The organism is Nonomuraea coxensis DSM 45129, from assembly GCF_019397265.1.
Taxonomy (GTDB): domain Bacteria; phylum Actinomycetota; class Actinomycetes; order Streptosporangiales; family Streptosporangiaceae; genus Nonomuraea; species Nonomuraea coxensis.
Genome location: NZ_CP068985.1, coordinates 5,791,455 through 5,817,500 on the forward strand (window position 1 = coordinate 5,791,455; position 26,046 = coordinate 5,817,500).

The 26,046-nt window shown below is 70.1% G+C and carries 22 protein-coding genes and 2 rRNA genes (1 of these 24 cut by a window edge); 5 read left to right on the plus strand and 19 right to left on the minus strand.

All coding sequences use genetic code 11. The annotated features are described in order from the left end of the window. The first annotated feature begins 43 nt into the window (after positions 1–43). Positions 44–700 carry an MBL fold metallo-hydrolase gene (locus Nocox_RS27100; RefSeq protein ID WP_020544758.1) on the plus strand — a complete coding sequence of 219 codons (657 nt, stop codon included), beginning with the start codon at positions 44–46 and terminating at the stop codon, positions 698–700. Between the two features lie 48 nt (positions 701–748). On the opposite strand, the gene Nocox_RS27105 is transcribed toward Nocox_RS27100, so the two are convergent. The 13 genes from Nocox_RS27105 to Nocox_RS27165 all read right to left on the minus strand — a co-directional run bounded on the left by Nocox_RS27105 (position 749) and on the right by Nocox_RS27165 (position 13,808). Continuing rightward, a complete protein-coding gene (locus tag Nocox_RS27105) occupies positions 749–1,021 on the minus strand; it encodes a hypothetical protein (RefSeq protein ID WP_246649555.1) in 273 nt (90 codons plus the stop codon). A gap of 36 nt (positions 1,022–1,057) precedes the next feature. Beyond that, a complete protein-coding gene (pssA, locus tag Nocox_RS27110; RefSeq protein WP_020544756.1) occupies positions 1,058–1,882 on the minus strand; it encodes a CDP-diacylglycerol--serine O-phosphatidyltransferase in 825 nt (274 codons plus the stop codon). Continuing rightward, positions 1,869–2,510, minus strand: coding sequence for a phosphatidylserine decarboxylase (locus Nocox_RS27115; RefSeq protein ID WP_084685752.1), 642 nt, complete (start codon positions 2,508–2,510; stop codon positions 1,869–1,871). Before Nocox_RS27115 ends, pssA begins: the two co-directional genes overlap by 14 nt. 109 nt (positions 2,511–2,619) lie before the next feature. Then, positions 2,620–3,600 carry a TerC family protein gene (locus Nocox_RS27120; protein ID WP_020544754.1) on the minus strand — a complete coding sequence of 327 codons (981 nt, stop codon included), beginning with the start codon at positions 3,598–3,600 and terminating at the stop codon, positions 2,620–2,622. A 179-nt stretch (positions 3,601–3,779) separates the two neighbouring features. Continuing rightward, a complete protein-coding gene (locus tag Nocox_RS27125; protein ID WP_020544753.1) occupies positions 3,780–4,991 on the minus strand; it encodes a glycosyltransferase in 1,212 nt (403 codons plus the stop codon). A gap of 209 nt (positions 4,992–5,200) precedes the next feature. Then, positions 5,201–6,811, minus strand: a complete 1,611-nt coding sequence (gene murJ, locus Nocox_RS27130) for a murein biosynthesis integral membrane protein MurJ (protein WP_020544752.1) — start codon at positions 6,809–6,811, stop codon at positions 5,201–5,203. Between the two features lie 111 nt (positions 6,812–6,922). Next, on the minus strand, positions 6,923–7,777 hold the full coding sequence (locus Nocox_RS27135; protein ID WP_020544751.1) for a hypothetical protein: 855 nt from the start codon (positions 7,775–7,777) through the stop codon (positions 6,923–6,925). Between the two features lies 1 nt (position 7,778). Then, positions 7,779–8,756 (minus strand): copper transporter, encoded by a 978-nt coding sequence (locus Nocox_RS27140; protein WP_020544750.1) that lies wholly within the window; start codon positions 8,754–8,756, stop codon positions 7,779–7,781. After that, positions 8,753–9,949 (minus strand): putative cytokinetic ring protein SteA, encoded by a 1,197-nt coding sequence (gene steA, locus Nocox_RS27145; protein WP_026214660.1) that lies wholly within the window; start codon positions 9,947–9,949, stop codon positions 8,753–8,755. The genes Nocox_RS27140 and steA overlap by 4 nt, the downstream gene beginning before the upstream one ends. A 73-nt stretch (positions 9,950–10,022) precedes the next feature. After that, positions 10,023–11,741, minus strand: a complete 1,719-nt coding sequence (gene recN, locus Nocox_RS27150) for a DNA repair protein RecN (RefSeq protein WP_020544748.1) — start codon at positions 11,739–11,741, stop codon at positions 10,023–10,025. 95 nt (positions 11,742–11,836) lie between these two features. After that, positions 11,837–12,739 (minus strand): NAD kinase, encoded by a 903-nt coding sequence (locus tag Nocox_RS27155; RefSeq protein WP_020544747.1) that lies wholly within the window; start codon positions 12,737–12,739, stop codon positions 11,837–11,839. Next, positions 12,736–13,548, minus strand: coding sequence for a TlyA family RNA methyltransferase (locus Nocox_RS27160; protein WP_020544746.1), 813 nt, complete (start codon positions 13,546–13,548; stop codon positions 12,736–12,738). The genes Nocox_RS27155 and Nocox_RS27160 overlap by 4 nt, the downstream gene beginning before the upstream one ends. Then, the gene (locus Nocox_RS27165; RefSeq protein ID WP_020544745.1) at positions 13,545–13,808 is read right to left on the minus strand and encodes a hypothetical protein; all 264 of its coding nucleotides are present in this window, start codon (positions 13,806–13,808) and stop codon (positions 13,545–13,547) included. Before Nocox_RS27165 ends, Nocox_RS27160 begins: the two co-directional genes overlap by 4 nt. A gap of 127 nt (positions 13,809–13,935) precedes the next feature. On the opposite strand from Nocox_RS27165, the gene Nocox_RS27170 reads away from it, so the two are divergent. Further along, positions 13,936–14,292: an SCP2 sterol-binding domain-containing protein gene (locus tag Nocox_RS27170; RefSeq protein WP_020544744.1), complete on the plus strand. Its 357-nt coding sequence runs from the start codon at positions 13,936–13,938 to the stop codon at positions 14,290–14,292. A gap of 316 nt (positions 14,293–14,608) precedes the next feature. On the opposite strand, the gene Nocox_RS27175 is transcribed toward Nocox_RS27170, so the two are convergent. Together Nocox_RS27175 and Nocox_RS27180 are read right to left on the minus strand one after the other, a co-directional pair. Continuing rightward, positions 14,609–15,583 carry an HAD-IIA family hydrolase gene (locus tag Nocox_RS27175; protein ID WP_020544743.1) on the minus strand — a complete coding sequence of 325 codons (975 nt, stop codon included), beginning with the start codon at positions 15,581–15,583 and terminating at the stop codon, positions 14,609–14,611. A 127-nt stretch (positions 15,584–15,710) separates the two neighbouring features. Next, positions 15,711–16,133: a tetratricopeptide repeat protein gene (locus Nocox_RS27180; RefSeq protein ID WP_020544742.1), complete on the minus strand. Its 423-nt coding sequence runs from the start codon at positions 16,131–16,133 to the stop codon at positions 15,711–15,713. Positions 16,134–16,252: 119 nt separating this feature from the next. On the opposite strand from Nocox_RS27180, the gene Nocox_RS43295 reads away from it, so the two are divergent. Next, positions 16,253–17,719 (plus strand): DUF1015 family protein, encoded by a 1,467-nt coding sequence (locus Nocox_RS43295; protein ID WP_246649556.1) that lies wholly within the window; start codon positions 16,253–16,255, stop codon positions 17,717–17,719. Between the two features lie 126 nt (positions 17,720–17,845). Here Nocox_RS43295 and Nocox_RS27190 read toward each other — a convergent pair whose 3' ends face one another. Beyond that, positions 17,846–18,289: a single-stranded DNA-binding protein gene (locus Nocox_RS27190; protein ID WP_020544740.1), complete on the minus strand. Its 444-nt coding sequence runs from the start codon at positions 18,287–18,289 to the stop codon at positions 17,846–17,848. Positions 18,290–18,400: 111 nt separating this feature from the next. On the opposite strand from Nocox_RS27190, the gene Nocox_RS27195 reads away from it, so the two are divergent. Further along, complete coding sequence (locus Nocox_RS27195) at positions 18,401–19,327, plus strand: MBL fold metallo-hydrolase (RefSeq protein ID WP_020544739.1); 927 nt, start codon at positions 18,401–18,403, stop codon at positions 19,325–19,327. Between the two features lie 477 nt (positions 19,328–19,804). On the opposite strand, the gene Nocox_RS27200 is transcribed toward Nocox_RS27195, so the two are convergent. After that, complete coding sequence (locus tag Nocox_RS27200) at positions 19,805–20,965, minus strand: midas domain-containing protein (RefSeq protein ID WP_020544738.1); 1,161 nt, start codon at positions 20,963–20,965, stop codon at positions 19,805–19,807. A 1,533-nt stretch (positions 20,966–22,498) separates the two neighbouring features. On the opposite strand from Nocox_RS27200, the gene Nocox_RS27205 reads away from it, so the two are divergent. Beyond that, complete coding sequence (locus Nocox_RS27205; RefSeq protein WP_026214656.1) at positions 22,499–23,245, plus strand: SAM-dependent methyltransferase; 747 nt, start codon at positions 22,499–22,501, stop codon at positions 23,243–23,245. 47 nt (positions 23,246–23,292) lie between these two features. Here Nocox_RS27205 and rrf read toward each other — a convergent pair. Together rrf and Nocox_RS27215 are read right to left on the minus strand one after the other, a co-directional pair. Next, positions 23,293–23,409: ribosomal RNA gene (rrf, locus tag Nocox_RS27210) — 5S ribosomal RNA — on the minus strand. An 87-nt stretch (positions 23,410–23,496) separates the two neighbouring features. Continuing rightward, positions 23,497–26,046, minus strand: a 23S ribosomal RNA gene (locus tag Nocox_RS27215); it runs 556 nt beyond the window's last position.

Genomic DNA, 26,046 nt, shown 5'->3' on the forward strand with positions numbered 1-26,046 from the left:
CGGCCCCCGCTGATCTGCCCGCGACGCCCCCGAAGGACTCTTCATGACCTATACAGGTGACGTCCAGGTCGGCGGTCCCGCCGACGTGCGTGAGCTGCCCGCGCTGACGGTCTGCAAGCTCGCCGTCGGCCCGTTCGACAACAACGCCTATCTGCTGCGCTGCGCGGAGACCGGCGACGGCCTGCTCATCGACGCCGCCGCCGAGCCCGACCGCCTGCTCGCGCTGATCGGCGACCAGCCCCTCGGCGCGATCGTCACGACGCACCAGCACGGCGACCACTGGCAGGCGCTTGAGCAGGTGGCCAAGGTGACGGGCGCCGAGGTGATCGCCCACCCGCTCGACGCCCCGGCGCTCCCGGTGCCGGCCCGCCGCACGGTCGAGCACGGCGAGACGATCCCGCTGGGCCGCGTCTCGCTGGAGGTCATCCACCTGCGCGGTCACACGCCGGGCTCCATCGCCCTGCTGTACGACGGCGGCGAGGCGGGGCCGCACCTGTTCACGGGCGACTCGCTCTTCCCGGGCGGCGTCGGCAACACCTGGAAGGACGCCGAGCGCTTCAACCAGCTCTACGACGACGTGGTCACCCGCGTCTTCGACCGGCTGCCCGACGAGACCTGGGTCTATCCGGGCCACGGCAAGGACACCACCCTCGGCGCCGAGCGCCCCTCCCTGCCCGAGTGGAAGGCCAGGGGCTGGTAGCCCCGCCGGCCTCGCGCCTCCGGCCGGGAGGGGCGGGGCCTTCGGCGGTCAGCGGCGGGCGAGCACGCGCGTGATGTGATCGGCCGCGAGGGCCGGATCGTCCGTGACGCCGACGAGCTCGCCCCACGACCACCGGTAGAACCACCCCTCCTGCAGGGGTACGCAGTCCACCGTCTCGACGAGCATGGCGGCGTCGGGGACGCTGATCCGCAGCGCGGGCGGGTATGCGCGAAGCGTCGCCGTCAGCCCGCGCTGCTCCAGCTCCATGGCCAGCTTGCCGAGATGGTACGTGCGCGTGTGCTCGCGCGGCATCGCTGACATGGATCCATCAAAGCCGAAGTATGCCGAAAAATCCCGTCAGTTGTGGATTCGCTCGGCCACCCGGCGCTGCTCCCGCTTGTAGAACATCATCCGCAGCGGGATCGCCGCCACGAGCGCGATCTGCATGGTCGCACCGATCTTGATCGGCAGGTCACCGCCCTCGGGCCAGGCCACCCAGAAGGTGAGGAAGGCCACGTTGACCATGATCCAGCCGAGGACGACCGCCGCGAGCTGCCCCTTCGGCTTGGGGTACTCGATCCGGCTGACCATGAGCCAGGCCACGCCGAGAACGCCGACCAGCGTCCAGATGCTCGGCTGGAACAGCAGCACGATCGAGATCACCGTCATGGCGCCCATCGGGATGGGCAACCCCATGAAGTCGCCGCTCTTGGTCTTGACGCAGGCGAACCTGGCCAGCCGTACGACTCCGGCGACCAGCACGGACGCCGCCGCCACGAGCACGGCCGCGAACGGCACCTGGTCGGTGAACCCTCCCCAGATCACCACCATGAACGCGGGGGCGAACCCGAAGCTGATGACGTCGGCGAGGTTGTCGAGCTCGGCGCCCATGGCCGAGGCCCGGAAACGCCGCGCCACGAGCCCGTCGAACAGGTCGCACGTGGCGCCGATGAGCAGCAGCACGATCGCGGTGGCGAAGTAGCTCGGATCCGGCGTGAAACGCCCGCCCGCGACCTGGAGCTGCTGGATCGCGGAGTAGGCGAGCACGCACACGGCGAGGAAGCCGCAGACCGCGTTGCCGAGCGAGAGCGAGTCCGCCGCGGAGAGGCGGAAGGCCTTGCCGACCGGGCCCCGCGGTTCTTCCTCGCTCGCCTGCCAGCTGCCGGCGTCAGCCGCGGTCAATTCTGGTCACCCCCGCAACCGTCTTCTCGCCCACGGACACCGCGGGCGAGATCCCTTCGGGAAGGTAGATGTCGACGCGCGAGCCGAACCGGATGAGCCCGATCCGGTCGCCCTGGGCGACCTTCGCGCCCGTGCTCAGGTACGGCACGATCCTGCGCGCCACCGCGCCCGCGATCTGCACCATCTCGATGTCGCCCAGCGCGGTCTCGAAATGCCACACCACACGCTCGTTCTGGTCGCTGTCCTTGTTGAACGCCGGCAGGAACCCACCCGCCACATGCTGCACGGAGGCGACATTTCCCGCAAGAGGGGCGCGGTTGACGTGGACGTTCAGCGGGCTCATGAAGATCGCGACCCGGGTGCGGCCGTCGGGCCAGGGGTCGATGCTCTGCACCACGCCGTCGGCGGGCGACAGCACGCGCCCCTGGCCGAGAGTCCGGTCGGGGTCGCGGAAGAACCAGAGCATTCCCCCGGTGAGCGCGCTCAACGGCACCGCCGCGAACGCCCATCGCCGGTCCTTGCGCGTCAGCAGCGCGGTGGCGGCCGCCGTGGCCGCCGTCGGGAGAAGCCACGGGGAGACCCCGCGTGCGAGCCGGATGCGGCTCGACTTAGCAGAATCGTCTGACACGTACAACCTTTGGTGGTGACTGGACTGGGCGCTTTGCCGTGATGTTACAGAACTCGCAACTATTACACGGTACGGCTACACAAAGCAAAGCGCCTCGAAGCCCGTTTCGCTAGACCTGCTCGGGGTGCGGCTGCTCGCCCGCACGCGCGTCGATACGCGCCTTGATCAGGCTGGCCACGGTGGTGATGACCATGGTGGTGCCGATGACCGTGAGCGAGACCCAGATGGGAATTTCGGGCGCCCAAGGGACATTGCTGGAGTGCAACGCTTCCAATACCAGCTTAACCCCGATGAACCCGAGAATGAACGCCAAACCGTAGCTGATGTACACCAGCCGCTGCAGCAGGCCACCCAGGAGGAAGTACAGCTGACGCAGTCCCATCAGGGCGAACGCGTTGGCCGTGAAGACGATGTAGGGGTCCTGCGTGAGCCCGAAGATGGCCGGAATCGAGTCGAGCGCGAACAGCAGGTCGGTGGTGCCGATGGCGATCATCACGATGAGCATCGGGGTGACCATGCGCCGGCCATCGATCTTGACAGTGATCTTCGATCCGGCGTAGCCCTCGGTGGTCGGGAATGCCTTGCGCACCCAGCGGAGCAGGACGTTCTCGTTGAACTCCTCCTCCTCGCCCTTGAGGTGCTGGCGGACGATGTTGACCGCGGTGTAGACGAGGAACGCGCCGAAGACGTAGAACAGCCAGCTGAAGCGCTCCAGCGCCGCCGCGCCGAGCGCGATGAAGATGCCGCGCATGACCAGCGCCAGCAGGATGCCGACGAGCAGCACCTTGTGCTGGTAGGCCCGCGGGACCGCGAACCTGCTCATGATGATGAAGAAGATGAACAGGTTGTCGACGCTGAGGCTGTATTCGGTGATGTAGCCGGCGAAGAACTCCCCGGCCTTGTCGCCGCCGGCGGTGATCCACAGCACTATCCCGAACGCGATGGCCAGGATGACGTAGAACGTCACCCAGTAACCGGCCTGCCGCATCGAGAACTCGCGTGCCTCGCCCCGGTCCACGATCCAGAGGTCGAGCGCGAGGACGAGCAGGAGCCCGCCGATCACGGCCAGCCAGGCCCACAGGGGTACCATCACGTTTCAACCCTCCGGCATGCAGGACTCATTGCCGGAGGTCTCTCCCGCCCGCCAGAACTGCGGACCGGCAGCCCCGGGGGCCCCATGGAGCGGGGCTGCACCGTGATGACGAGGCTGTCGCGAAGGGATACTCCCCTCCCTAACCCAGGCAGTATATGAGAACGCCTTGACCCCACCTAATCATCCCCTGGCGTCCGCACCGTCCCGTACACGCCCAGGACGCTCTCCGTCGCCTCGTCACCGTCCGGCATCTCCTGTCCCCGCCGCACGGCCGCCGCCGCCAGCCGTTCCGCGACCCCGGGATCCTCCAGCAACGTCCGTACGGCCTCACGCAGCGCGGGAACGTCCCCATAGGGGGCAAGAATCCCCGCATCTCCCACGATCTCCGGGATTCCCCCCACAGCAGTGGCGATCACCGGTTTCCCGGCCATGAGCGCCTCCCTGATGCTGAGGGGCTGACCCTCCCAGCGGGTGGCGGTCACCACGGCGGTGGCCGCGCCGAGCAGGTCGGGCACGTCGTCACGGTTGCCGAGCAACCTCACCGGCAACCCCTCGGCCGCGATCCGCCGCTCCAACTCCCCGCGCAACGGCCCTTCCCCGGCAACCACGAACAGCGGCCCCCCTCGCCCCCTCCAACCCCCATCCCCACCCGAAGCCTCTCCCCTCAAGCCAACGGCTCCCAGCGATCTGGCGGCTCCCTCTGACCCAGCGGCTTCCTCTGACCCGGCCTCTCTCCCCGCCCCAGCAGCTCCCCATGGTCCGGCGGCGACGTCGAGCAGGGTCTCCAGGCCCTTCTGCTGCGCCAGCCGCGCGACCGTCAGCAGGATGGGCCGCTCCCCCGCGCCCAGCTCGTCCGCGACCTCGCGTGGGGTGCGCCCGGCCGGGCGCAGCGGCGGCGCGGGCACCACGGCGGCCCGGACGTCGCGCGCCCCGAGCCGCTTCATGCGCTCGCCGAGGTCGGGCGAGACCACCAGCACCCGGTCGGCCCGCCGGGCCACGATCCGCTCCAGCACCCCGTACACGAACCCGACGAGCCCGCCCGCGGTGAGCGCGTTGTGCAGCGTCACCACCAGCGAGCGGCGGCGCCCCCACGTGCCGAGCGCCGCCAGCGCCCCGGCGCGCAGCCCGTGGGCGTGCACGACGTCGGCGTCGCGCGTCACCCGCCGCAGCGCGAGCACCGCCCGCACGTCGGCCGCCGGACGGGGCCGGTCCGCCATGGCCACCTCCACGAAGCGCGCCCCCGTCTCGCCGTACGCGAACTGCTCCTCCACGCTGCGCGGCCCCGCCACGAGCACCTGATGCCCCCGCCGCGTCAGCCCCTCGGCCAGCATCCGCACGTGCCGACCCGTACCGCCGGACGTGGTGCCCACCACGAACGCCACCCGCACGCCCACTCCTCCCTCAGCTCCAGCCTCTCAACCACGACTCACCGGCTCCGGCCCTTGAGCCCAACGCCCTTCATCCCGACGGCCTCCCAGCCCAAGCCCACCTCAGCTCCACGCCTCTCAGCCCCGATCGCCCCGCATGTCCCAACGCCCCACCTGCCCAGATCCCCGGCCCCTCAGAGTCTCGACCGCCTTGTCCATCCCGAGGTCCATCAGCCCCGGCGGCGACGCAGCAGCGTGGTGACCGCGCTCGCGTCGGCCCGGTCCAGCACAGCCACGACCGCGCCGCCCACGCCCAGCGCCACCACGGCGGCGAGCACCGCGGCGCCCACGTTCGCCCAGATCCCCTCGGCCCCGAGCCATCCGCTCACGGCGTCCCCGGCGAGGTAGCCCAGCACCCCGCCGCCGGCCGCCGCCCCCAGCGCCCGCCCCAGCCCGGCCGCGGCCCCGCCGCCCCGCGCCCGTACGACGGCGGCCAGCAGCAGCGCCCCGCCCGCCGTCATGCCGACGCTCATCCCGAGCGCCATCCCGCCGACCCGCCACCCCTCGGGCAGCGCCAGGGCGAGCACGGTCTGCGCGGCCATCGTCACGACCCATCCCGCCACCGTGCCGGCCGCCGCCTCCCGCCCGCGCCCGGCCGCGTACAGGACCCGGCTGAGCTGCGCGATGAGCCCGTAGCCCACCAGGCCGGGCGCGAACAGCGCGACCGCCCGCGCCAGCTCCACCGCGGGCACCTCGCTCTTCATCCCGAGGAACACCACCGCCCCCGGCCCGGAGGCCGCCGCCAGCACGCCGGCCGCCAGCCCCGACACCAGCACCACGGCCCGGGTGGTGCGCGCCGCCAGCCCCGCGAACGCCTCGGGCTCCCCTGCCTGCGCGGACAACCGGGGGAACGCGCTGGTGGCGATGGGCACGGCCAGCACCGCGTACGGCACCAGGTAGATCGCCCACGCGTAGTTGTAGACCGCGATCGCCCCGGTGCCGACCACGTTGTTGGCCAGCACCAGCACCACGATCATGGCCGCCTGCTGCGCCAGCAGCGCCGCGACGCCCGCGAGCGCGAGCCGGCGGACCTGTCCGGCCACCCCGTCGGGGAAGCGCAGCACCGGCCGCCACCGCAGCCCCAGCCGCGCCGTCGGCCCGAGCACGGTGAGCACCAGCGCCAGCACCCCCAGGCTGGTGCCCACGGACAGCGCCAGCTCGGCCGGCCCGGGGACCGTGGCCGGATCGCTGTCGCCGCCGCTGAGCGGCACGAACAGCAGGTACGCCACGATCACCACGATGCTCGACACCAGCGGCGCCACCGCCGGCCCGGCGAAGCGGTTGTGCGCCTGCAGCACGCCGTAGAGCACGACGGCGACGCCGTACAGCGGGATCTGCGGCGCGAACACGACGAGCATCCGCGCCGCCACGGCCGTGACCGCCCCCGCGTCGGGGCATCCGGCGATCTGCGGCCCGAAGAACAATCCGATGACCGGCCCGGCGAACACCGCGGTGAGCACCGCCAGCGGCACCAGCACCACGACCACCCAGGTCAGCAGCGCCGAGCCGATCCAGCCGGCCCGCTCGCGGTCGCCCTCGCCGCCGCCGGCGTGCCGGGCCAGCACCGGCACGACCATCCCGGCCAGCGCCCCGCCGACGACCACCTCGAACACGATGTTGGGGATCTGGTTGGCCGTCATGTAGGCCGAGGCCAGGCAGTTGGTGCCGACGGTCTGCGCGAAGGCGTACTGCTTGGCGAAGCCGGCCACACGCGCGAGCACGGTGATGGCCCCGATGAGCACGGCCCCGCCGGCCACGCCCCGCGCCGTCACGACTCCCATCCGGCCTCCCTCGCCCTCGCGCGGGCCCTCCGCGCGGACATCATCCTGGCAGGCCGCGCCGGCACTCGCGCGCCACGGGGGTCATCTGTGGATAACGCGGGATCGGCCTGCTCAGGCGGGCGCGACGGGCCGGCGGCCGAGCATGTCGATGCGGTTGAGCACCGGGTTGCCGGCGATGACCTTGGTGAAGCTGACCTTCTCGGAGGCGGCGGTGAGCGCCGCCACGGTGCCGAGCAGGACGTAGCGGCCGGGCCTGCCGAGCCGGGTGACGGCGGCCAGGCCGAGCAGCGCGCCCAGGGCGTTGGCCCCCGCGTCGCCGAGCATGGCGCGCTCGCCGAGGTCGTCGGGCAGCAGCGCGGCGGCGGCGCCGAGCGGCACGGCGGCCAGCGCCGCGGCGGCGGGCGAGCCGCGCAGCAGCGAGGCGGCCAGCAGCGGCCCGCCGGTCAGCAGAGCGACCTTGACGGCGCGGCCTGGACGAAGGTCGAAGAGGTTGGCGAGGTTGGCGGCGCCTGCGATGGCGGCCCCGTTGACGACGACGTCGAGCGGGCTGCCGCCGGCGAGCGCGGCGGCGCCGAGCCCGGTGGCGCCGATGCCGAGGATCTTCACCGCGCCGCTGGTGACCTCGCCGCGGGCCAGCGCGGTCAGGTGGCCTTTGAAGCCCTTGGAGGACGTCGTGCCGTAGAGGTCGTCGTAGGCGCCGAGCGCGCCGCTGCCCCCGCCCGCCACGAGGGCGGCCAGCCGCAGCCGGCCGGGCAGTCCGGGCGTGAGCGCGGCCGCCGCGCCCGCTCCCGCCACGAACGCGGGACCCTCCAGGAGGGTGATGGGTTCGCCGCGGTGGTTCTTGCGCGTCCAGCGGCCGGTGAGGTCGTCGGGCTGCCGGTTGCGGGTGAAGGCGGCGTAGGCGGCGCGGGCCGCGACGGCGCCGATGGCGGCGCCCGCGAGGGCGTGGAGCAGTCCTCGGGCCATGTCAGCTCCCTGACTGGGCGGATGGGGTGGGGCTGGGGGTGACGGCGACGGGCAGGGCCGCGGTGGCGCCCTTGCCGATGCCGTACTGGCCGGCGTGCCCGGCCAGTTGTTCCCGCAGAGCGTAGACCATCACGACGCGGCCCACGGGCATGTCGGCGGTGTCCACGGTGGACACGCGCTTGGAGACGTCGCTCTCGTCGCGGACCGCGCCGATGAGGTCGCCGGGCAGCGCGACGTTCGCCGCGGTCCCGGCGAGCACGGCGCCGCCGCCCGCCGCGTCGAACCCGTCGGCGACCGAGACCAGTGCCTCGGCCAGGGTCTCGGCGGTCTCGCCCTCGAACGGCTTTTCCGGTGCGAACATGACGGCGAGCGTGGCCCGCTCGGCCGGGTTGTCCTCGACGTTGAGCAGGCCGCCGGTCTCGAACGCGTCGAGCACGCCGGCGGTGGCGGTGTTGGCGGTGCCGGCCTGCGCGGGATCGTTGGTGACGAGCGCGGCGGCCAGCAGCGTCGCGGCCCGGTCGTAGCTGGTGGCGGTGGCGGGGAAGACCATGTTGGCCGGTTTGAGCTGGTTGACCAGTCCGTCCAGGACGCCCTTGCCCGCGGGGTCGAGGAACTTCTCGGTCAGCGTCACCCGCCCGCTGACCTTGGCGCCCGCCTCGCCGAGCACCTGCTGGGCGGCCTCGCGCACGCTCGTGCTGGAGCCGGGCGTCTCGACGAGCAGTACGCGCTGCCCGGCCAGCTCGGCGGCCACCATCTGCGGGGTGCGGGCGGTGATGAACGCGTCGTTGCCCGCCTGCCGCCCGCGCAGCGCGTCGAGGTCGGCGCGCAGGCCGTTGTTGGCGCTGGTCAGCTCGTCGCTGGTGCGCTTGGCCAGGTCGAGCGCGGGGTCCTGGAGCAGGGTGGTGCCCAGGATGATGCCCACCGCCAGCGCCAGGAAGATCGCGACGATGGAGACGAGGTGATAACGGAAATCGATCACGAGAAGAGTCCGACCAGCCAGAAGATGAACGCGTTCCAGACGTCTTGCAGGCCGTTCAGCCAGGTCTTGCCGAGCGGCGAGAAGACCAGCGCGACGCCCATCGTGAACAGCGCGGTGAGCACGAGGAGCAGCAGCTGCGGGGTGGAGATGCGGCTGCGGTAGAGCCTGCTGACGCCCTTGGCGTCGATGAGCTTGCTGCCGATGATCAGCCGGGTGAGGAAGGTGCTGGCCATGCCGGAGCGCCCCTTGTCGAGGAACTCCTCCAGCGTGCCGTGGGTGCCGACGGCGACGATCAGCTCGGCGCCCTTGTCGTCGGCGAGGAGCATCGCGATGTCCTCGCTGGTGCCGGTGGCCGGGAAGATCACCGCTTCGCGGCCGAGCTGGTGCACGCGTTCCAGGCCGGGGGCCCGGCCGTCGCGGTAGGCGTGTACGACGAGCTCGGCGCCGCAGGTCAGCGCCTTGGTGGAGACCGAGTCGAAGTCGCCCACGATCACGTCGGGCAGGTAGCCGGCCTCCAGCAGCGCGTCGGCGCCGCCGTCGACGCCGACCAGGACGGGCCGGTATTCGCGGATGTAGGGACGGAGGGTGGCGATGTCCTCCTTGTAGTGGTATCCGCGCACGACGATGAGGACGTGCCTGCCCTCCATGTCCGTGCGGATCTCGGGCACGCCGACGCCGTCGATGAGGAGTTTGCCCTCGCCGCGGACGTACTCCATGGTGTTGACCGCGAACGCCTCGATCTGCACCGACAGCCCTGCCCTGGCCTCGGCCATGGCGGCCTCGACCGCTTCGAGGGTCTGCTCCTCGCCCTTGCCGACGACGTCGTCGTCCAGGTGGACGACGCCGTCGCAGAGCCTGATGACGTCGCCGTCCTTGATCCGCTCGAACAGCTCAGGGCTGGCGTTGTCGACGAACGGCACGCCGGCTTCGAGCAGGATCTGCGGCCCCAGGTTGGGATAGCGGCCGCTGATGCCGGCCGCGACGTCGATCACAGCGGCGGCACCGCATGCGACCAGCGCCTCCGCGCTGACCCGGTCCACGTCGACATGGTCGATAATCGCAATTTCCCCAGGCCCGAGGCGTTTGGTGAGCCTCTTGGTGCGCCGGTCGATTCTCGCCACTGCCGTGATGCCGGGAAGGTCTCCGACCTTCCTGCCACGGAGGCCCGGCAATCTGCTTCCCGGAACCTTCATCATGACCATCCTGCCAGAGCGGAACAGCGGAGAGGCCACGCATCACGTGGCGTGTCCACTATGTCACCCACGATCACCTGTCTGCCGCGGCGAGTCCCAGCAGCTCCTCGGCGTGCGCCCGGCCGAGCTCGGAATCCTCCAGACCCGCCAGCATGCGCGACAGTTCGCGCACCCGGCCCTCATGGTCGAGAGTGGTGACGCCGCTGCGCACCACGCTGCCGTCACTGGCCTTCTCGACCACCAGATGCTGGTCGGCGAAGGCCGCCACCTGGGGCAGATGTGTGACGACAATCACCTGCGCCGTGCGGGCCAGGCGGGCCAGCCGGCGCCCGATCTCGACCGCCGCCTTGCCGCCGACCCCCGCGTCCACCTCGTCGAAGACGAACGTCGGCACCGGGTCGGCGCCCGCGAAGACGACCTCGATGGCGAGCATGACGCGGCTCAGCTCGCCGCCGGACGCGCCCTTGGTGAGCGGCAGCGGCGGCGCGGCCGGATGGGCGGCCATGCGCAGCTCGACCTCGTCGACGCCCTCCGGCCCGAAATCGGCGCTCCGCGTGAGCTGCACGACCACCCGGGCGTGCGGCATGGCGAGCGCGGTCAGCTCCTCGGTGACGGCCAGGCCGAACCGCTCGGCGGCGGCCTCGCGCACCCGGGTCAGCTCGGCGGCGAGGTCGGTGAGCTTGACGGTCAGCTCGTCGTGCTCGCGGGTCAGCTCGTCGATGCGCTCGTCGTCGCCCTCCAGCTCGGCCAGGCGGGCGGCGGCGCGCTGCGCCCAGGCGAGCACGCCCGCGCTGTCGGCGCTCGGCTCGCCGTACTTGCGGATGAGCCCGGACAGCACCGAGCGGCGCTCCTGCACGACCGCCAGCCGGGACGGGTCGGCCTCGATCGACTCGGCGTAGGAGGCGAGGTCGGTGGCGACGTCGGAGATGAGGTAGCCGGCCTCGGCGAGCCGGTCGGCGACCCCGGCGAGCTGGGCGTCGAAGTCGCGCACCGCCTCGACGGCCGCGCGCGCCTCGCCGAGCAGGGAGATCACGTCGTGCGCGCCGCCCGCGGCCTCCATGGGGTCGCCGAGCAGCGCGGTGTGGGCGGTGGTGGCGGCGCTGCGCAGCGCGTCGGCGTGCGAGAGCCGCTCCTCCTCCTCGCGCAGCTCGGCGTCCTCGCCTGGCTTGGGGTCGACCTTCTCGATCTCCTCCAGGCCGAAGCGGAGCAGGTCGGCCTCCTGGGTCCGCTCCCTGGCGCGGGTGGTCAGCTCCTCCAGCTGCACGGCGACCTGCTTGTGCCGTTTGTACGCCTGTGTGTACGCCCGCAGCGGCTTGACCAGCTCGTCACCGGCGTAACGGTCGAGCGCGGCGCGCTGCCTGGCGGGCTGGAGCAGCCGCTGCTGGTCCATCTGCCCGTGCACGGCCACAAGGTCGTCGGCGAGGTACGTCAGCGTGCCGACGGGCACCGTGCGCCCGCCCAGCCAGGCCCGGGAGCGGCCCTCGGCCGAGACGGTGCGCGAGATGATGAGCTCGCCGCCCTCGACGTCGCCGCCGATGTCCTCGACCTGCTGGGCCACGCGCCCGCCCGGCTCGACGACGAGCGTGCCCTCGACGCTGGCCCGCTCGGCCCCCGGCCGGATCCTGGACGGGTCGGCCCGGCCGCCGAACAGCAGCCCGAGCCCGGTCACGACCATCGTCTTGCCCGCGCCCGTCTCACCGGTCACCACGTTGAAGCCCGGGCTGAGCTCTAGGACAGCCTCGTCGATGACGCCGAGCCCATGGATGCGGACCTCCTCGACCCTTGGTCGCACTGCCCACTCCCGTCACTGCTGTGCCTGCCGATCACACGGCCCGTGCCCCGAACACGTGTGCCCACGCGATCCTACGCGGTCCTGCTTCCATTCACTCAGGGTCGCACCCTTCCGCGCCAGCCCTGGACGGGTAGCTCGAACTTGGCTACCAGCCTGTCGGTGAACGGCGCCCCGGTGTCCTCGACACCGTGCAGCCGCGCCAGCCGGACCGGCTCGGCGCCCCTGCGCACCTCCACCCTCGTGCCGGACGGCAGCTCGAAGCGGCGCCGCCCGTCGCACCACAACACCCCGCCAGGGGTCTCCGGCAGGATCTCCACGGCCAGCGTGGACCGCGGCGAGACCACCATCGGCCTGGCGAACAGGGCGTGGGCGCTGATGGGCACCATGAGCAGCGCCTCGACCTCAGGCCACACGACCGGCCCGCCCGCGGAGAAAGCATAGGCGGTCGAGCCGGTCGGCGTGGCGCAGATCACGCCGTCGCAGCCCCACCGCGACAGCGGGCGGCCGTCGATCTCGGCGACGACCTCCAGCATGCGCTCCTGTTTCTCGACGGTGGCCTCGTTGAGCGCCCACGTGTCGGCCAGGATCCTGCCGTTCTGCCGGGCGAGAACATCGATCGTCATGCGCTCCTCGACGTCGTACCGGCCGGCCACGACGGCGTCGACCGCCCCGGCCAGGTCGTCGACCTCGGCCTCGGCGAGGAACCCGACATGCCCCAGGTTGACCCCCAGCAGCGGCGTGCCGGCCGGTCTGGCCAGCTCCGCGGCGCGCAGCAGCGACCCGTCGCCGCCGAGCACGATCATGACCTCGGCGTCCTTCGCCCCTCCGGGATCGTCGCCGGTCACGGCCTCGACCCCGGCGCAGCCGATCTCGGCGTACTCGGACTCGAGCACCCGCACGGCGAGGCCCGCCCCCATCAGCCGGTTGATCACCAGGCGTGCGCTCTCGACGGCGGCGTCCCGCCCGGTGTGTACGGCGACCAGCACGGTCCGTTTCATTGCGGCCCTTCCGCCACGGCACGCTCGATCTCGGCCTCCAGGTCGGCGACCGGAGGCTCGCCCTCTCCCTTGCCCAGCCAGAGCAGGTATTCCACATTGCCCGACGGCCCCGGCAGCGGGCTAGCGGTCACGCCGCGCACGCTCAGCCCCAGCTCCATGGCCTTGGCGGCGGCGTCACGCACGGCCCCCGCGCGCAGCGCGGGATCGCGGACCACGCCGCCCGCCCCCACGAGCTCCTTGCCCACCTCGAACTGCGGCTTCACCAGCATCACGAAGTCGGCGCGCGGCGCGGCCACGGCGGCCAGCGCCGGCAGCACCAGCCGCAGCGAGATGAACGACAGGTCGCCCACGACCAGCGTCGGCGGCTCCCCCACCATCTCCGGCGTCAGGTCGCGGACGTTGACCCGCTCCATCACCGTCACCCGCTCGTCGGTGCGCAGCGACCAGGCGAGCTGGCCGTAGCCGACGTCGACGGCCAGCACGTGGGCCACGCCACGGCGCAGCAGCACGTCGGTGAACCCGCCGGTGGACGCCCCCGCGTCGAGGCACCTGCGCCCCTCCACGGCGAGCGCCGGGAACGCCTCCAGCGCGCCGAGCAGCTTGTGCGCCCCGCGCGAGACGTAGTCGGGACCGTCGGGGGAGGCGGCGACGACGATGGCCGAAGCGGTCTCGACCTGGGTGGCGGGCTTGCGCGCGGTCTGGCCGCCGACGGTGACCCGGCCGGCGTCGATGAGCTGGGCCGCCTGCTCGCGCGACCTCGCCAGGCCGCGGCGCACCAGCTCGCTGTCCAGGCGGATGCGCCGGCTCACCGGTCTCCCCGAGACGGGAACCCCACGCCCTGCCCCGCCTGGCCGGCTCGCGGCTCATCCGGACGGCGGGCGGCGCGCGCCATCTCGTGCACGGCCCGCGCGGGGTCGTCGTCCACGGCCCCGAGGGTGGCCTCCAGCGCCGAGAACGCCTCGTCGAAGATCCGCGGGTGCTCCCCCACGGGCAGCTCGCCCAGGCGGCCCAGGCCGGCCACGATGGCGTCGACCCGGTCGTCGCCGGTCTCGTGCGGCAGCTCGCTCATGACTCGACCGTAACGCCTCCCGCGAGCACCCGGGACCTTGGCAGGCGTGTCACACGTTGTACGTCGTACGGGGGTGCTAGTCATGTGGAACGCTACGGTCCGCATAGGCCCGGCCAAGAAGGAGAGGATGCTCACCATGGCAAGCGTCGAGGAGTGCCGGACGGCACTGACCAAGCTCGTCGCGCAGTTCGACGAGATCGACGAGCAGGACCGTGCCAAGCACGTGGTCGAACGCACGGTCAGCTGCCGAATCTCCGACCTCGACGTGACCTTCTACGGGCGGCTGCACCACGGGGGGCTCGATCCGTTCACGGAGCAGCCGCCGGCGGGCGGCAGGCCCGCCGACGTCAAGCTCACGATCGTGAGCAACGACCTGGTCGCGCTGGTGGACGGCGAACTGGACCTGGCGCGGGCGCTGCTCGGGGGCCGGGTGAAGATCGACGCCAGCTTCGGCGACCTCCTCCGCCTGCGCCGCCTGCTCTGACCCGCCTCCCTCCCGTTTTTCGGCGCCAAGCGAACAGCGGAACGCCCCCACCGCCCGCACAACGAGGTCCCGCCACATCCCCGATTCCCCATACCCGCACGCACCCGCTCACCCCGCATGGCACGAACGCCGATCCGCGCCGCACCGCTCAGCCCACTGCACACCGGTGACGTCAGCCCGCCGCACCCCCATTACGCGGGCGCGCCCACCTGGGATCCGCGCCCCTCCGCACGCCATGCGACACACCCTTTGACGACGCCCTACGCGCTCAGCGTGCAGCAGCCCCGTGAAAGGCGCTCGGTCATCACCGGGGAGCTCAACCGGCGACACGCTCCAGGACCGGTTTGACCGCATCCTCCTCGACCCGGCCCTCCCCTGCCGCCGCCCAGGCCGCGTCGCACGCCGCCCGCAGCCCGTCGATCCGGCTGCCGTCCCCCTCCAGGCACAGCACGCCGTCACGCCACCGCGCCCGCCATCCACCGCACGCGCCGTCCCGCACCTCGGGATAGTCCGCGAGCAGGGCCCCCAGATCCTCGGCCACGAACGTCGGCCGATGCCGGGGCTCAGCCGTCAGCACATCGGCCGCCGTGGCCACCCCCGTCAGCACCAGCAGGGACTCCACCCCGGCATTGGACGCCCCTTCGATGTCGGTGTCCAGCCGATCCCCGACCACCAGTGGCCGGCGCGCTCCGGTACGGATCATCGACTCCCGGTGCAACGGCGGGTCCGGCTTTCCCGCGTACACCGGCTCCACCCCGGTCGCGGCCGCGATGACCCGGACCATGGCCCCGTTGCCGGGCAGTTCGCCACGGCCGGTGGGCATGGTGCTGTCCCCGTTGGACGCCACGAACCACGCCCCCTGCCGCACCGCCAGCGCCCCTTCCGACAGCAGGCCGTACGACAGCCCCGGCGCGATCCCCTGCACCACGGCGACCGGCGCCTCGAAGGCGGTCGAGACCGGCCGCAGCCCCTGGTCCCGTACGGCCATCCGCAGCCCCGACCCGCCCACCACGAGCACCGCCGACCCCGGCGGCACCCGGTCGGCGATCAGCCGCGCCGCCGCCTGCGCGGACGTCACGACGTCCTCGGCGGTGGCCGGAGCGCCCAGTTCCCGCAGGTGCGCCGCGATGGCGGCGGGCGTCCGCGAGGCGTTGTTGGTGACGTACGCCAGCCGCACGCCCCGCGCCCGCGCCGCCTCGAGCGCCGCCGGCGCGCCCGGTACCGCGCGGGGGCCCAGGTAGACCACGCCATCGAGGTCGAGCAGCAAAGTGTCGTACCCGTCGATCAGCACAGCGCCTCTTCCCGTCCGACTCACCCGCCGCGTGAGACTTTAGCCTCGCCCCCGTACGCCACGCACAACCGCTCTCGCCGAAGCGGAACCCGCCACCCGCACGCCACCGGCACCCAGGAACGAACGTCTACATCTCCCGGCGAGCCCGCAACGTGGCACGCACACTCTTCAACGCCGACACGTAATGCCGCTCATCGGGACGCATGGCAACCGCGATCGCCAGCGGTTCCTGCGCCCCTTCGATGTCCCCGGTACGCCACAACGCCAGCCCGAGCCCGAAATAGGCGTAGTCCTCGGCCGGATTGGCCTCGACGATCTGCCGGAAACTCGCCGCTGCCTCGGTGTACTGCCGCGAGTTGAACTGCGCCCGCGCCAACGCCTCCCGAATGCTGCGCGACTCGGGCTCGAACTCCGCGGCCCGCTCCAGCAACGCGGCGGCCGCCGCCGGGCTGCCGTCCTTCAGCAGCTTTACCCCGCGCTGGTACCAATCGTAAACACTGCCCCGGGGAGCACCCGAGGTCTCATCATGGGCGTTTCCTTCTCCAACCATCGGCGAGACTCCCTCCATCGCTGGACGACGAACACGCCCTGCCCCGCCACGGCAAGGCACGGTTGCAAACCGAGGGGCGATTTCCGGAAGGCATAACCATCTATGGCAGCATGCCCGGTATGGGGACTCCTGAACTGCCAGTGCCCGGCGGACTGGTGCTACGGCCCTTCCGAGGCGTACGTTTCGCCGTCGAAGATCCCGCCAAGGTAACCTCCCCGCCCTACGACCTGATCTCCGACGCGGACGTCGACACGCTCCTCCACCTGCACCCCAACAACGTCGTCCGCCTCATCCTTCCCCGCGCCTCCCACCCCGGCTCCGCCCACGCCGTTGCCGCCGACGGCGAACTCGCGCCGGAGACGCGTTACGCCGAGGCCAGGGACACTCTGCAGTCGTGGCTTCGAGCGGGCATCCTGGTCCCGGACGACCGCCCGGCCCTGTACGTGTACGAGCAACACGGCCGGCACTTCCTGCAACGCGGCCTCATCGGCGACGTCGCCCTGACGGACCCGGGCCAGCACGTCATCCTTCCGCACGAGGACGTCATGCCCGGCCCCATCGCCGACCGCCTGGCCCTCATGAGCACCACGCAGGCGAACCTGGAGCCGATCTTCCTCCTCTACGACGGCTCCGACGGCTCGACGACGCGCCTGGTGGAGGAGGTGGCGACCCGGCGCCGCCCCCTGGTGTCGGCCGAGACCGAGGACGGCGTCACCCACCGCCTCTGGGCGATCATCGACCCGTCCGAGATCGCCGTCATCAACGCCGACCTCCGCGACCGCCAAGCTCTGATCGCCGACGGCCACCACCGTTACGCGACCTACCGGGTCCTCCAACGCCAGGAACGCCTGGCCCACCCTCCAACCGACCCCTCACCCGCGCCCAGCGACACGACACCCGCCGGCGCCGCGCTCAGCAGCGACGCCACTCAGTCCGGTGACGCTGCTGCCGCCGCCTCCGAACCAGCTCACACCTCAAGGGCAGCCGGCTCGCAAGCACCTCCTCCCACCACCCTGATAGCCCCCTGGGACTTCGGTCTGGCCTTGCTGGTCGACTCGACCGCCTATCCGCCCGACCTCAAAGCCATCCACCGCGTCATCCCCGGCCTCCCCCTGGCGAAGGCGGCCGCCCAGGCCCGCCAGTCCTGGCGGGTCCAGGAGTTCGGCACCCTCGCAGAGGGCCTGGCCGCCTTCGAGACCAGCCCGGACCCGGCTTTCCTCCTGGCTGACGAAGGCGGCGCCTACCTGATCACCGACCCCGACCCCGTCCAGCTGGCTCGTGCCATGCCGGCCGACCACTCCGACCGCTGGAACTCTCTCAACACCTCCATCCTGAGCGAGTTCATCCTCCCGAAGGTGTGGGGGATGCGTGACGACGAGCAGGCGGTACGCATCGTGCATCACGACATCCAGGCCGCCGCCGAGCTCGCGACCAGCACCGGCGGCACGGCCGTCATCCTCAAGCCGCTGGCGACCGAGGACGTCCTGGCCGTCGCCGCCGGAGGCGAACGCGTCCCCCGCAAATCCACCTCCTTCGGCCCCAAACCCCGCACGGGCCTGGTCCTCCGCACCTTCGCCATCAACTGACCGGGACAGACAGCCCGCCCAAGCAGGCAGCACCCCCCGACCCACGCAGGAGCAGCGACGCGCGCCTCGCCACCTTGAGGGCACGCGTGCCCTCACCCTCCGCACCAGGGTGGACAAGGCTGGAGGTCAGCTTGCTCGGGCCAGTTGCAGCACCCGCCTCGGCGCCAACGGCGTGACCGTCCCCGTCGCCTCCTCCCCGAGGCCGGCACCGACGCTGTCCCCGCCCCCATCCGGCGGGTCTCCAGCTACCGCGATCGCGTCCACGGGTTTGGCGCTGGTCACCTCCACCTCGTACTTCCAGGTCTTGGCTCCGGCCGGGCCGAAGACACGGCAGCGGAAGGAGCCGGTGACCTGCAGGTAGTCGCGCGGTCTGAGTCCGCGGATCACGTCTGCCGTCTCTGGGCTGAACGTGACGCACGGGACGCTGTCCGTCATCGTCACGCCCCGTCGCTGCCTCCGGCGGCGTCTTACGATGATGCGCCACTTCGTGACGGTGTCACCGCTCGGCAGCGTGTGGTCCTCAGGCTCCGCCGAGAGCCGTCCCACCAGCAAGACCTCGTTCCGGTCCATTCCTCGTCCCTCCTGTCGGCGCTCTGCCTGAGATCACTCTTTACGATGAGGAGGAGCCCGGAACGGCCGAACGCCATTCTGGGGACAACGGCTGGACGCTCGGGAGTGCCTGTGGACAACATCACCGCGCTAGGCGGCGACGTCTATGAGATCGACACCAGAATGGCCGGATACGCGGGCATCACCGCCGGCTACCTGATCCTGGGCGACCGGCCATGCCTGGTGGAGACCGGCACCTCGACCTCCGCGCCGGTGGTGCGCGACGCGCTCGCGTCGCTCGGCGTCGGACCGGAGGATCTCGCCACCGTCGTCGTGACCCACATCCACCTCGACCACGCCGGCGGGGTGGGGGACATCGCCAGATTCTTCCCGTCCGCCCAGGTCGTCGTACACGAGAAAGGCGCACGGCACCTGGCCGACCCCTCGCGGCTCATGGCGAGCGCCCGCATGGTCTGGGGCGACCGGCTCGACACCCTCTTCGGCGAACTGTCCCCCACCGAGGCCGAGCGCATCGTCGCCCTCGGCGACACCGGCGCGATCGATCTCGGCAACGGGCGCACGCTGAGCAGCCACTACTCGCCCGGGCACGCGAAGCATCACGTGGGCCTCGTCGACTCCGCCACCGGAGACCTGTACGTGGGCGACGCCGCAGGCGTGTACCTCCCCGAGACCGGCGACCTGCGCCCCGCCACGCCGCCGCCGGACTTCGACCTGCAGACCGCCCTCGACTCGATCGCCCTGTTCAAGGCGCTCGGACCGCAACGTCTGCTGTTCAGCCATTACGGACCGGTGGACGCGGTTCAGGACACTCTCGACCGGTCCGCCGAGGAGCTCTGTGTCTGGGTGGATCTGACCCGGCAGGCCCACTCCGAGGGCCTGGATCTGGACCATGCCATCGCCATGGTGCGAGACCGTACCAAGGAGCGCTACACCGCGATGAAGGCGGACGACGCGACCGCCGAGCAGTTCGAGCTGCTGAGCGGAGCTCCGTCGAACGTCGCCGGCATCCTCCACTGGCTCGACCGCGTCTCACCGTAAGCTGTGCCGACCTGTCCGCCATGCCGACCGTGGGCCTGCCCACCATGCCGACGCCCAACAGCCCGTCTCAGGAGCATCCCGTTCGGAACACTCCCGCCCAAGCCCGTCGGACGCGGCCGGAAGGCCCTCTGCCATAGGCATGGGCCGATCCGGTACGCCGATCGTCAGGCCGCCGGCAGCGACGTCGGATTCGGAGGGCGGACCGGCCGGTGCGATGTCGGACGGCCACACAGCAGCCATCAAGGGCGGACCTGACATCCTCGGTCGGACGAGGGCCATACGGGCGGATGCAACGTCGGCAGTCCGCCCAGGCAGATCACGAGCGGGATTGCCGCCGGCCGCACCCGGACCTGGCGCAGCGGGGCCGGATGAAGGGAACGTGGGATTCGGCCGTAGAACGCACGAACTCCGCCGTCCCGCGACATCGCGGTACGGCGGAGCGTGTGCCGACGAGCTTCCAGCTATGGGCGGACGATGTTAGTCGTCCGCCTTCGGCCGCTTGTGCGCGGGCCCGTCCTCCTCGTCCAGGACATCCCCGAAGTTCGGCTCGATGAAGGCAGGCGTTATGCCAGGAGTCTCCGCCGGAGCGGCGACAGCACCTGCGGAACTGTCCTGCTGAGCAGCGGAGTCGTCTGCTTCCTCCTCCACGTCCGGATCATCTGAATCGTTGGATTCGTCCGTGGAGTCGGAGTCAGAGTCGGCCTTCGCTGCCTCCGCGACGGCCTCGTCCGGATGCCCGGCATCCTCGTCCGACGCGACATCGGTGGCAACAGCGACGCCGTCGCCGTCCTCGCCATCGGCCTCACCGGCAGACTCGGGTTCTTCCTCCAGCAGGTCGTCGGCCTCGGCGAGGGAGGCGCCGTCGTCCTCCGGCTCCTCGTCCACGGCCGCAGGGCTCTCTCCGCCGTCCGCCACACCGGCGTCGTCGAAGTCGTCCTCGTATTCGGCGTCCTCCTCGACGTCCTCGATGACGGAGCCGGTCAGCTCGGCGTACCGCTCGGCCGCGTCCGTCTCACCGTCCTCGTCGAACGCCATGGCCCGAGCGAACCACTCGGTCGCCGCCTCCGTCTGCCCGGCATCGATCAGGGCGTCGGCGTACGCGAACGCCAGCCGCGCCGACCACGGTCTCGGCTGCGGGTCGCGCAGCTCCGGCAGGCGCTGGAGAGTGATCACGGCCGCGTCGTGCTGGCCCAGGTCGCGGCGGGCGCCGGACTCGACGATGGTCAGCTCGATGCGCCCGGCCCGGTCGAGACGCTCGGCCTCGGGCGAACGCACAAGGTCGATCGCCCGCTCGGGACGTCCCATGCCGCGTTCGCAGTCGGCCATGACCGGCAGGTACGCCTCGGACCCCGTCAGCCGCCGGGCCGCCCGCAGATCGCTCAACGCCTCCGAGAAGTGCCCGGCACGGTACGCGACAATGCCGGCAGCCTCCCTTACGACCCCGATCCGAGCCGCGAACCGGCGTGCCACCTTCGTGTGCTCGTGTGCCTGTTCGGGGTCTTCGTCCTCCAGGGCCCGCTCAGCGGCGACCAGGTGCCGGCCGACCAGGTTGGCGAGGTCGCCCGGCAGCGAACGGAGCTCCTCAAGGACTTCCTTGTCCAGCTCGTCCGCGGTGATGTCGGGCGCGATCTCGGGCATCCGCTCGCGCTGCGCGTTCTCGGAGTCGCGGTCGGACCTGCCGTACCTGGCGCGAGTACCGGCTCCGCCGTGATCGTCGCGCCCGGCGCGGTCGTCCCGCGAGAACGGCCGAGGCCCACGGTCGCCGCCCTCGCGGCGCGGCCCACGGTCATCACGGAACCCGCCGCCCTCGCGACGCGGCCCACGGTCGTCCCGCTCCCGGAACCCGCCACCCTCACGACGCGGCCCACGGTCGTCCCGCTCCCGGAACCCGCCACCCTCACGACGAGGACCGCGGTCATCGCGGAACCCGCCACCCTCACGACGAGGACCGCGGTCATCGCGGAACCCGCCACCTTCACGACGGGGACCCCGATCGTCCCTGAACCCGCCGCCCTCGCGACGCGGCCCACGGTCATCACGGAAACCGCCCTCACGACGCGGCCCACGATCGCCGTATCCAGACCCCTCACGGCGCGGCCCACGATCGTCCCGATCCCGGAACCCGCCGCCCTCGCGACGAGGACCTCGGTCATCGCGGTCCTGGAATCCGCCGCCCTCACGGCGCGGCCCGCGGTCGCCGTAACCGCCCTCTCGCCTGGGGCCGTAACCGGGCCCTTCACGGCGCGGCCCGCGGTCGTCCCGATCCCGGAACCCGCCGCCCTCGCGACGAGGACCCCGGTCACCGTAACCACCTTCGCGCCGTTCACCGCCGTAGCCCTCACGACCGCCACGGCTCTCGCCGTAGCCGCCGCCCTCGCGACGCGGTCCGCGGTCATCGCGGTCCCGGAACCCGCCACCTTCGCGACGCGGCCCACGATCATCGCGGAAACCGCCCTCACGACGGGGACCCCGATCGTCCCGGAACCCGCCGCCCTCGCGACGCGGCCCACGATCGCCGTATCCAGGCCCCTCACGGCGCGGCCCGCGATCATCGCGATCCCGGTACGGCCGGCGCTCCTCGCCGCCCTCGCGACGCGGCCCGCGATCATCCCGATCCCGGTACGGCCGACGGTCGTCACCGCGCTGCCCACGGTCGAACCCTTCGCGCCCCTCGCGGCGCGGCCCGCGGTCACCGTAACCGCCTTCGCGCCTGCCGCCATAACCGGAGCCGGAGCCTTCACGACGCGGCCCCCGGTCGTCGCGGTGGCCGTCGTCCCTGCGCGGCCCGCGGTCGTCCCGGCCGTACGAACGGCCCCTGTCGTCGGAACGGAACGGACGGTCGCTACCGGAGTCCCGCCCGCGCGAGCCGTATCCGCCGCTCCTGTCGCTCCCGCCGGAGCGCCTCTCCTCGAAGTCGCCGCGCCCGCGCTCTCCGCCGTCCGATCCGTTATCTCTGTTCACTTCTGGTCCATTTCGTTGGGCTCACCCAGCGGACTCACAACAACGGTCCACCGTGGCTGGTCGCCGCCCGCCCTCGGGCCTTACGCGACGAAGGCCACCCGTGGAGGTGGCCCGGTCCCTCCAGCCTAGCAAGCCGGAGTACGTCCACGAGACCGGCACAGGAGCACAAATAGGTTGGCCGTAAACTCGGGTTGCGCGAGACTTCTCACCATGTCACTACGTTTCCACGAAATCGCCGAGGCCCGGCACCGCATACTCAACCCGTTGAACGACGAGAAACTCGCCCTGCTCGGCGAGATCTGCCGCATCATTCCCGGCACCCGGCAACTGGACCTGGCCTGCGGCAAGGGAGAGCTCCTATCCCGCTGGTCCGCCGAGTACGGCCTGGAAGGCGTCGGCGTGGACATCAGCAAGGTCTTTCTCGGCGCGGCAAGAGCCCGCGCCGAGGAACTGGGAGTCTCCGAGCGCGTGGAATTCGTGGAAGCCGACGCCGGCACCTACGAAACGACCCCTGAATCGTTCGACATCGTTTCCTGTATCGGCGCGACCTGGATCGGCAACGGCATCAAGGGCACTCTGTCCCTCATGCGCCGGCACCTCCGTCCGAACGGCACCGTGCTCGTCGGTGACTGCTACTGGCAGACCCCACCTCCGCCCGAGGCCCGCGCGGCGCTGGGATTGGAGGACGACAACCTGGTGACCTCGCTCATCGGTACGAACGATCGCATCGAAGAGGCCGGCTTCGAGCTGCTGGACATGGTCCTGGCCAGCCCGGACAGCTGGGACAGGTACGTGGCCAGCCAGTGGTGGACGATCAGTGACTGGTTGCGCGACAACCCGGACGACCCTGACGCGCCTGCGATGCGCGACTTCCTGGTCCAGGCCCGCCGCTCCCACCTGGAGTACGGCCGCCAGTATCTGGGCTGGGGCGTCTTCGTCCTGCGTCCACAGCCGTAAACGCAGAAGGGCCCCGACTGAACCAGTCGGGGCCCTCCATAAAGATTGTCCGGCGGTGACCTACTCTCCCACACCCTCCCGAGTGCAGTACCATCGGCGCAGAGAAGCTTAACTTCCGGGTTCGGAATGTAACCGGGTGTTTCCTTCCCGCCATAACCGCCGTAACCCTCCGAAACACACAAACACAAACGTGCCTGCTGCCTCAGAATTGCCTAGTGGACGCGAGCAAAAACTTCAAGAAAGTATGCTTTGTGGTCAAGTCCTCGGCCTATTAGTACCGGTCAGCTCCACACGTTACCGCGCTTCCACCTCCGGCCTATCAACCCGGTCGTCTACCGGGAGCCTTACCCACTCTCGTGGTGGGAGACCTCATCTCAAGGCGAGCTTCCCGCTTAGATGCTTTCAGCGGTTATCCCTTCCGAACGTAGCCAACCAGCCGTGCACCTGGCGATACAACTGGCACACCAGAGGTTCGTCCGTCCCGGTCCTCTCGTACTAGGGACAGCCCCTTTCAAGTCTCCTGCGCGCGCAGCGGATAGGGACCGAACTGTCTCGCGACGTTCTAAACCCAGCTCGCGTACCGCTTTAATGGGCGAACAGCCCAACCCTTGGGACCTACTCCAGCCCCAGGATGCGACGAGCCGACATCGAGGTGCCAAACCATCCCGTCGATATGGACTCTTGGGGAAGATCAGCCTGTTATCCCCGGGGTACCTTTTAGCCGTTGAGCGACACCGCTTCCACACGCCGATGCCGGATCACTAGTCCCAGCTTTCGCTCCTGCTCGACCCGTCAGTCTCACAGTCAAGCTCCCTTGTGCACTTACACTCAACACCTGATTGCCAACCAGGCTGAGGGAACCTTTGGGCGCCTCCGTTACCCTTTAGGAGGCAACCGCCCCAGTTAAACTACCCACCAGACACTGTCCCCGATCCGGATCACGGACCAGAGTTAGACGTTCAAAACGACCAGAGTGGTATTTCACCAATGACTCCACCCGAACTAGCGTCCGAGCTTCCCAGTCTCCCACCTATCCTACACAAGACGCTCCAAACGCCAATGTCAAGCTGTAGTGAAGGTCCCGGGGTCTTTCCGTCCTGCTGCGCGAAACGAGCATCTTTACTCGTAGTGCAATTTCGCCGGGTCTGTGGTTGAGACAGCGGGGAAGTCGTTACGCCATTCGTGCAGGTCGGAACTTACCCGACAAGGAATTTCGCTACCTTAGGATGGTTATAGTTACCACCGCCGTTTACCGGCGCTTAAGTTCTCACCTTCGCCAGCTTGCGCTGACTAAGCGGTCCCCTTAACGTTCCGGCACCGGGCAGGCGTCAGTCCGTATACATCGTCTTACGACTTCGCACGGACCTGTGTTTTTAGTAAACAGTCGCTTCCCCCTGGCCACTGCGACCCCCACCAGCTCCAGGCGCAAAGCCCATCACCAGCAGAGGTCCCCCTTCTCCCGAAGTTACGGGGGCAATTTGCCGAGTTCCTTAACCACAGTTCACCCGATCGCCTTAGTATTCTCTACCTGACCACCTGAGTCGGTTTAGGGTACGGGCCGCCACAACACTCACTAGAGGCTTTTCTCGGCAGCATAGGATCATCCACTTCACCACAATCGGCTCGGCATCACATCTCACCCACGCGTGTTGCGGATTTGCCTACAACACGGGCTACATGCTTACCCCAGGACAACCATCGCCTGGGCTGGACTACCTTCCTGCGTCACCCCATCGCTTACCTACTACCCGATCGGACCGAGCGTTCAGCCTGACACCCGCCCCGAAGGGCCGGCCGACTTAAGGACTCTTAGCATCACGAGGTTCAGTATGGGCGCATTGAAGCGGGTACGGGAATATCAACCCGTTGTCCATCGACTACGCCTGTCGGCCTCGCCTTAGGTCCCGACTTACCCTGGGCGGATTAGCCTGCCCCAGGAACCCTTGGTCATCCGGCGCGAGGGTTTCTCACCCTCGATTCGCTACTCATGCCTGCATTCTCACTCGCACAGCCTCCACGACTAGATCACTCTGCCGCTTCACCGGCTGCACGACGCTCCCCTACCCATCAACCCCCACAATGGAGGATCAATGCCACGACTTCGGCGGTGTGCTTGAGCCCCGCTACATTGTCGGCGCAGAATCACTTGACCAGTGAGCTATTACGCACTCTTTCAAGGGTGGCTGCTTCTAAGCCAACCTCCTGGTTGTCTCTGCGACTCCACATCCTTTCCCACTTAGCACACGCTTAGGGGCCTTAGTCGGTGATCTGGGCTGTTTCCCTCTCGACTACGAACCTTATCGCCCGCAGTCTCACTGCCACGCTCTCACTTACCGGCATTCGGAGTTTGGCTGACGTCAGTAACCTTGTCGGGCCCATCGGCCATCCAGTGCTCTACCTCCGGCAAGAAACACGCGACGCTGCACCTAAATGCATTTCGGGGAGAACCAGCTATCACGGAGTTTGATTGGCCTTTCACCCCTACACACAGATCATCCCCCAGGTTTTCAACCCTGGTGGGTTCGGTCCTCCACCCAGTCTTACCTGAGCTTCAACCTGCCCATGCGTAGATCACTCCGCTTCGGGTCTACAGCATGCGACTCAAACGCCCTCTTCAGACTCGCTTTCGCTACGGCTCCCCCACACGGGTTAACCTCGCCACACACCATAACTCGCAGGCTCATTCTTCAAAAGGCACGCAGTCACATCACACACCAGCAAGCTGATGTAAGCTCCTACGGCTTGTAGGCACACGGTTTCAGGTACTATTTCACGACCCCTCACCGGGGCACTTTTCACCT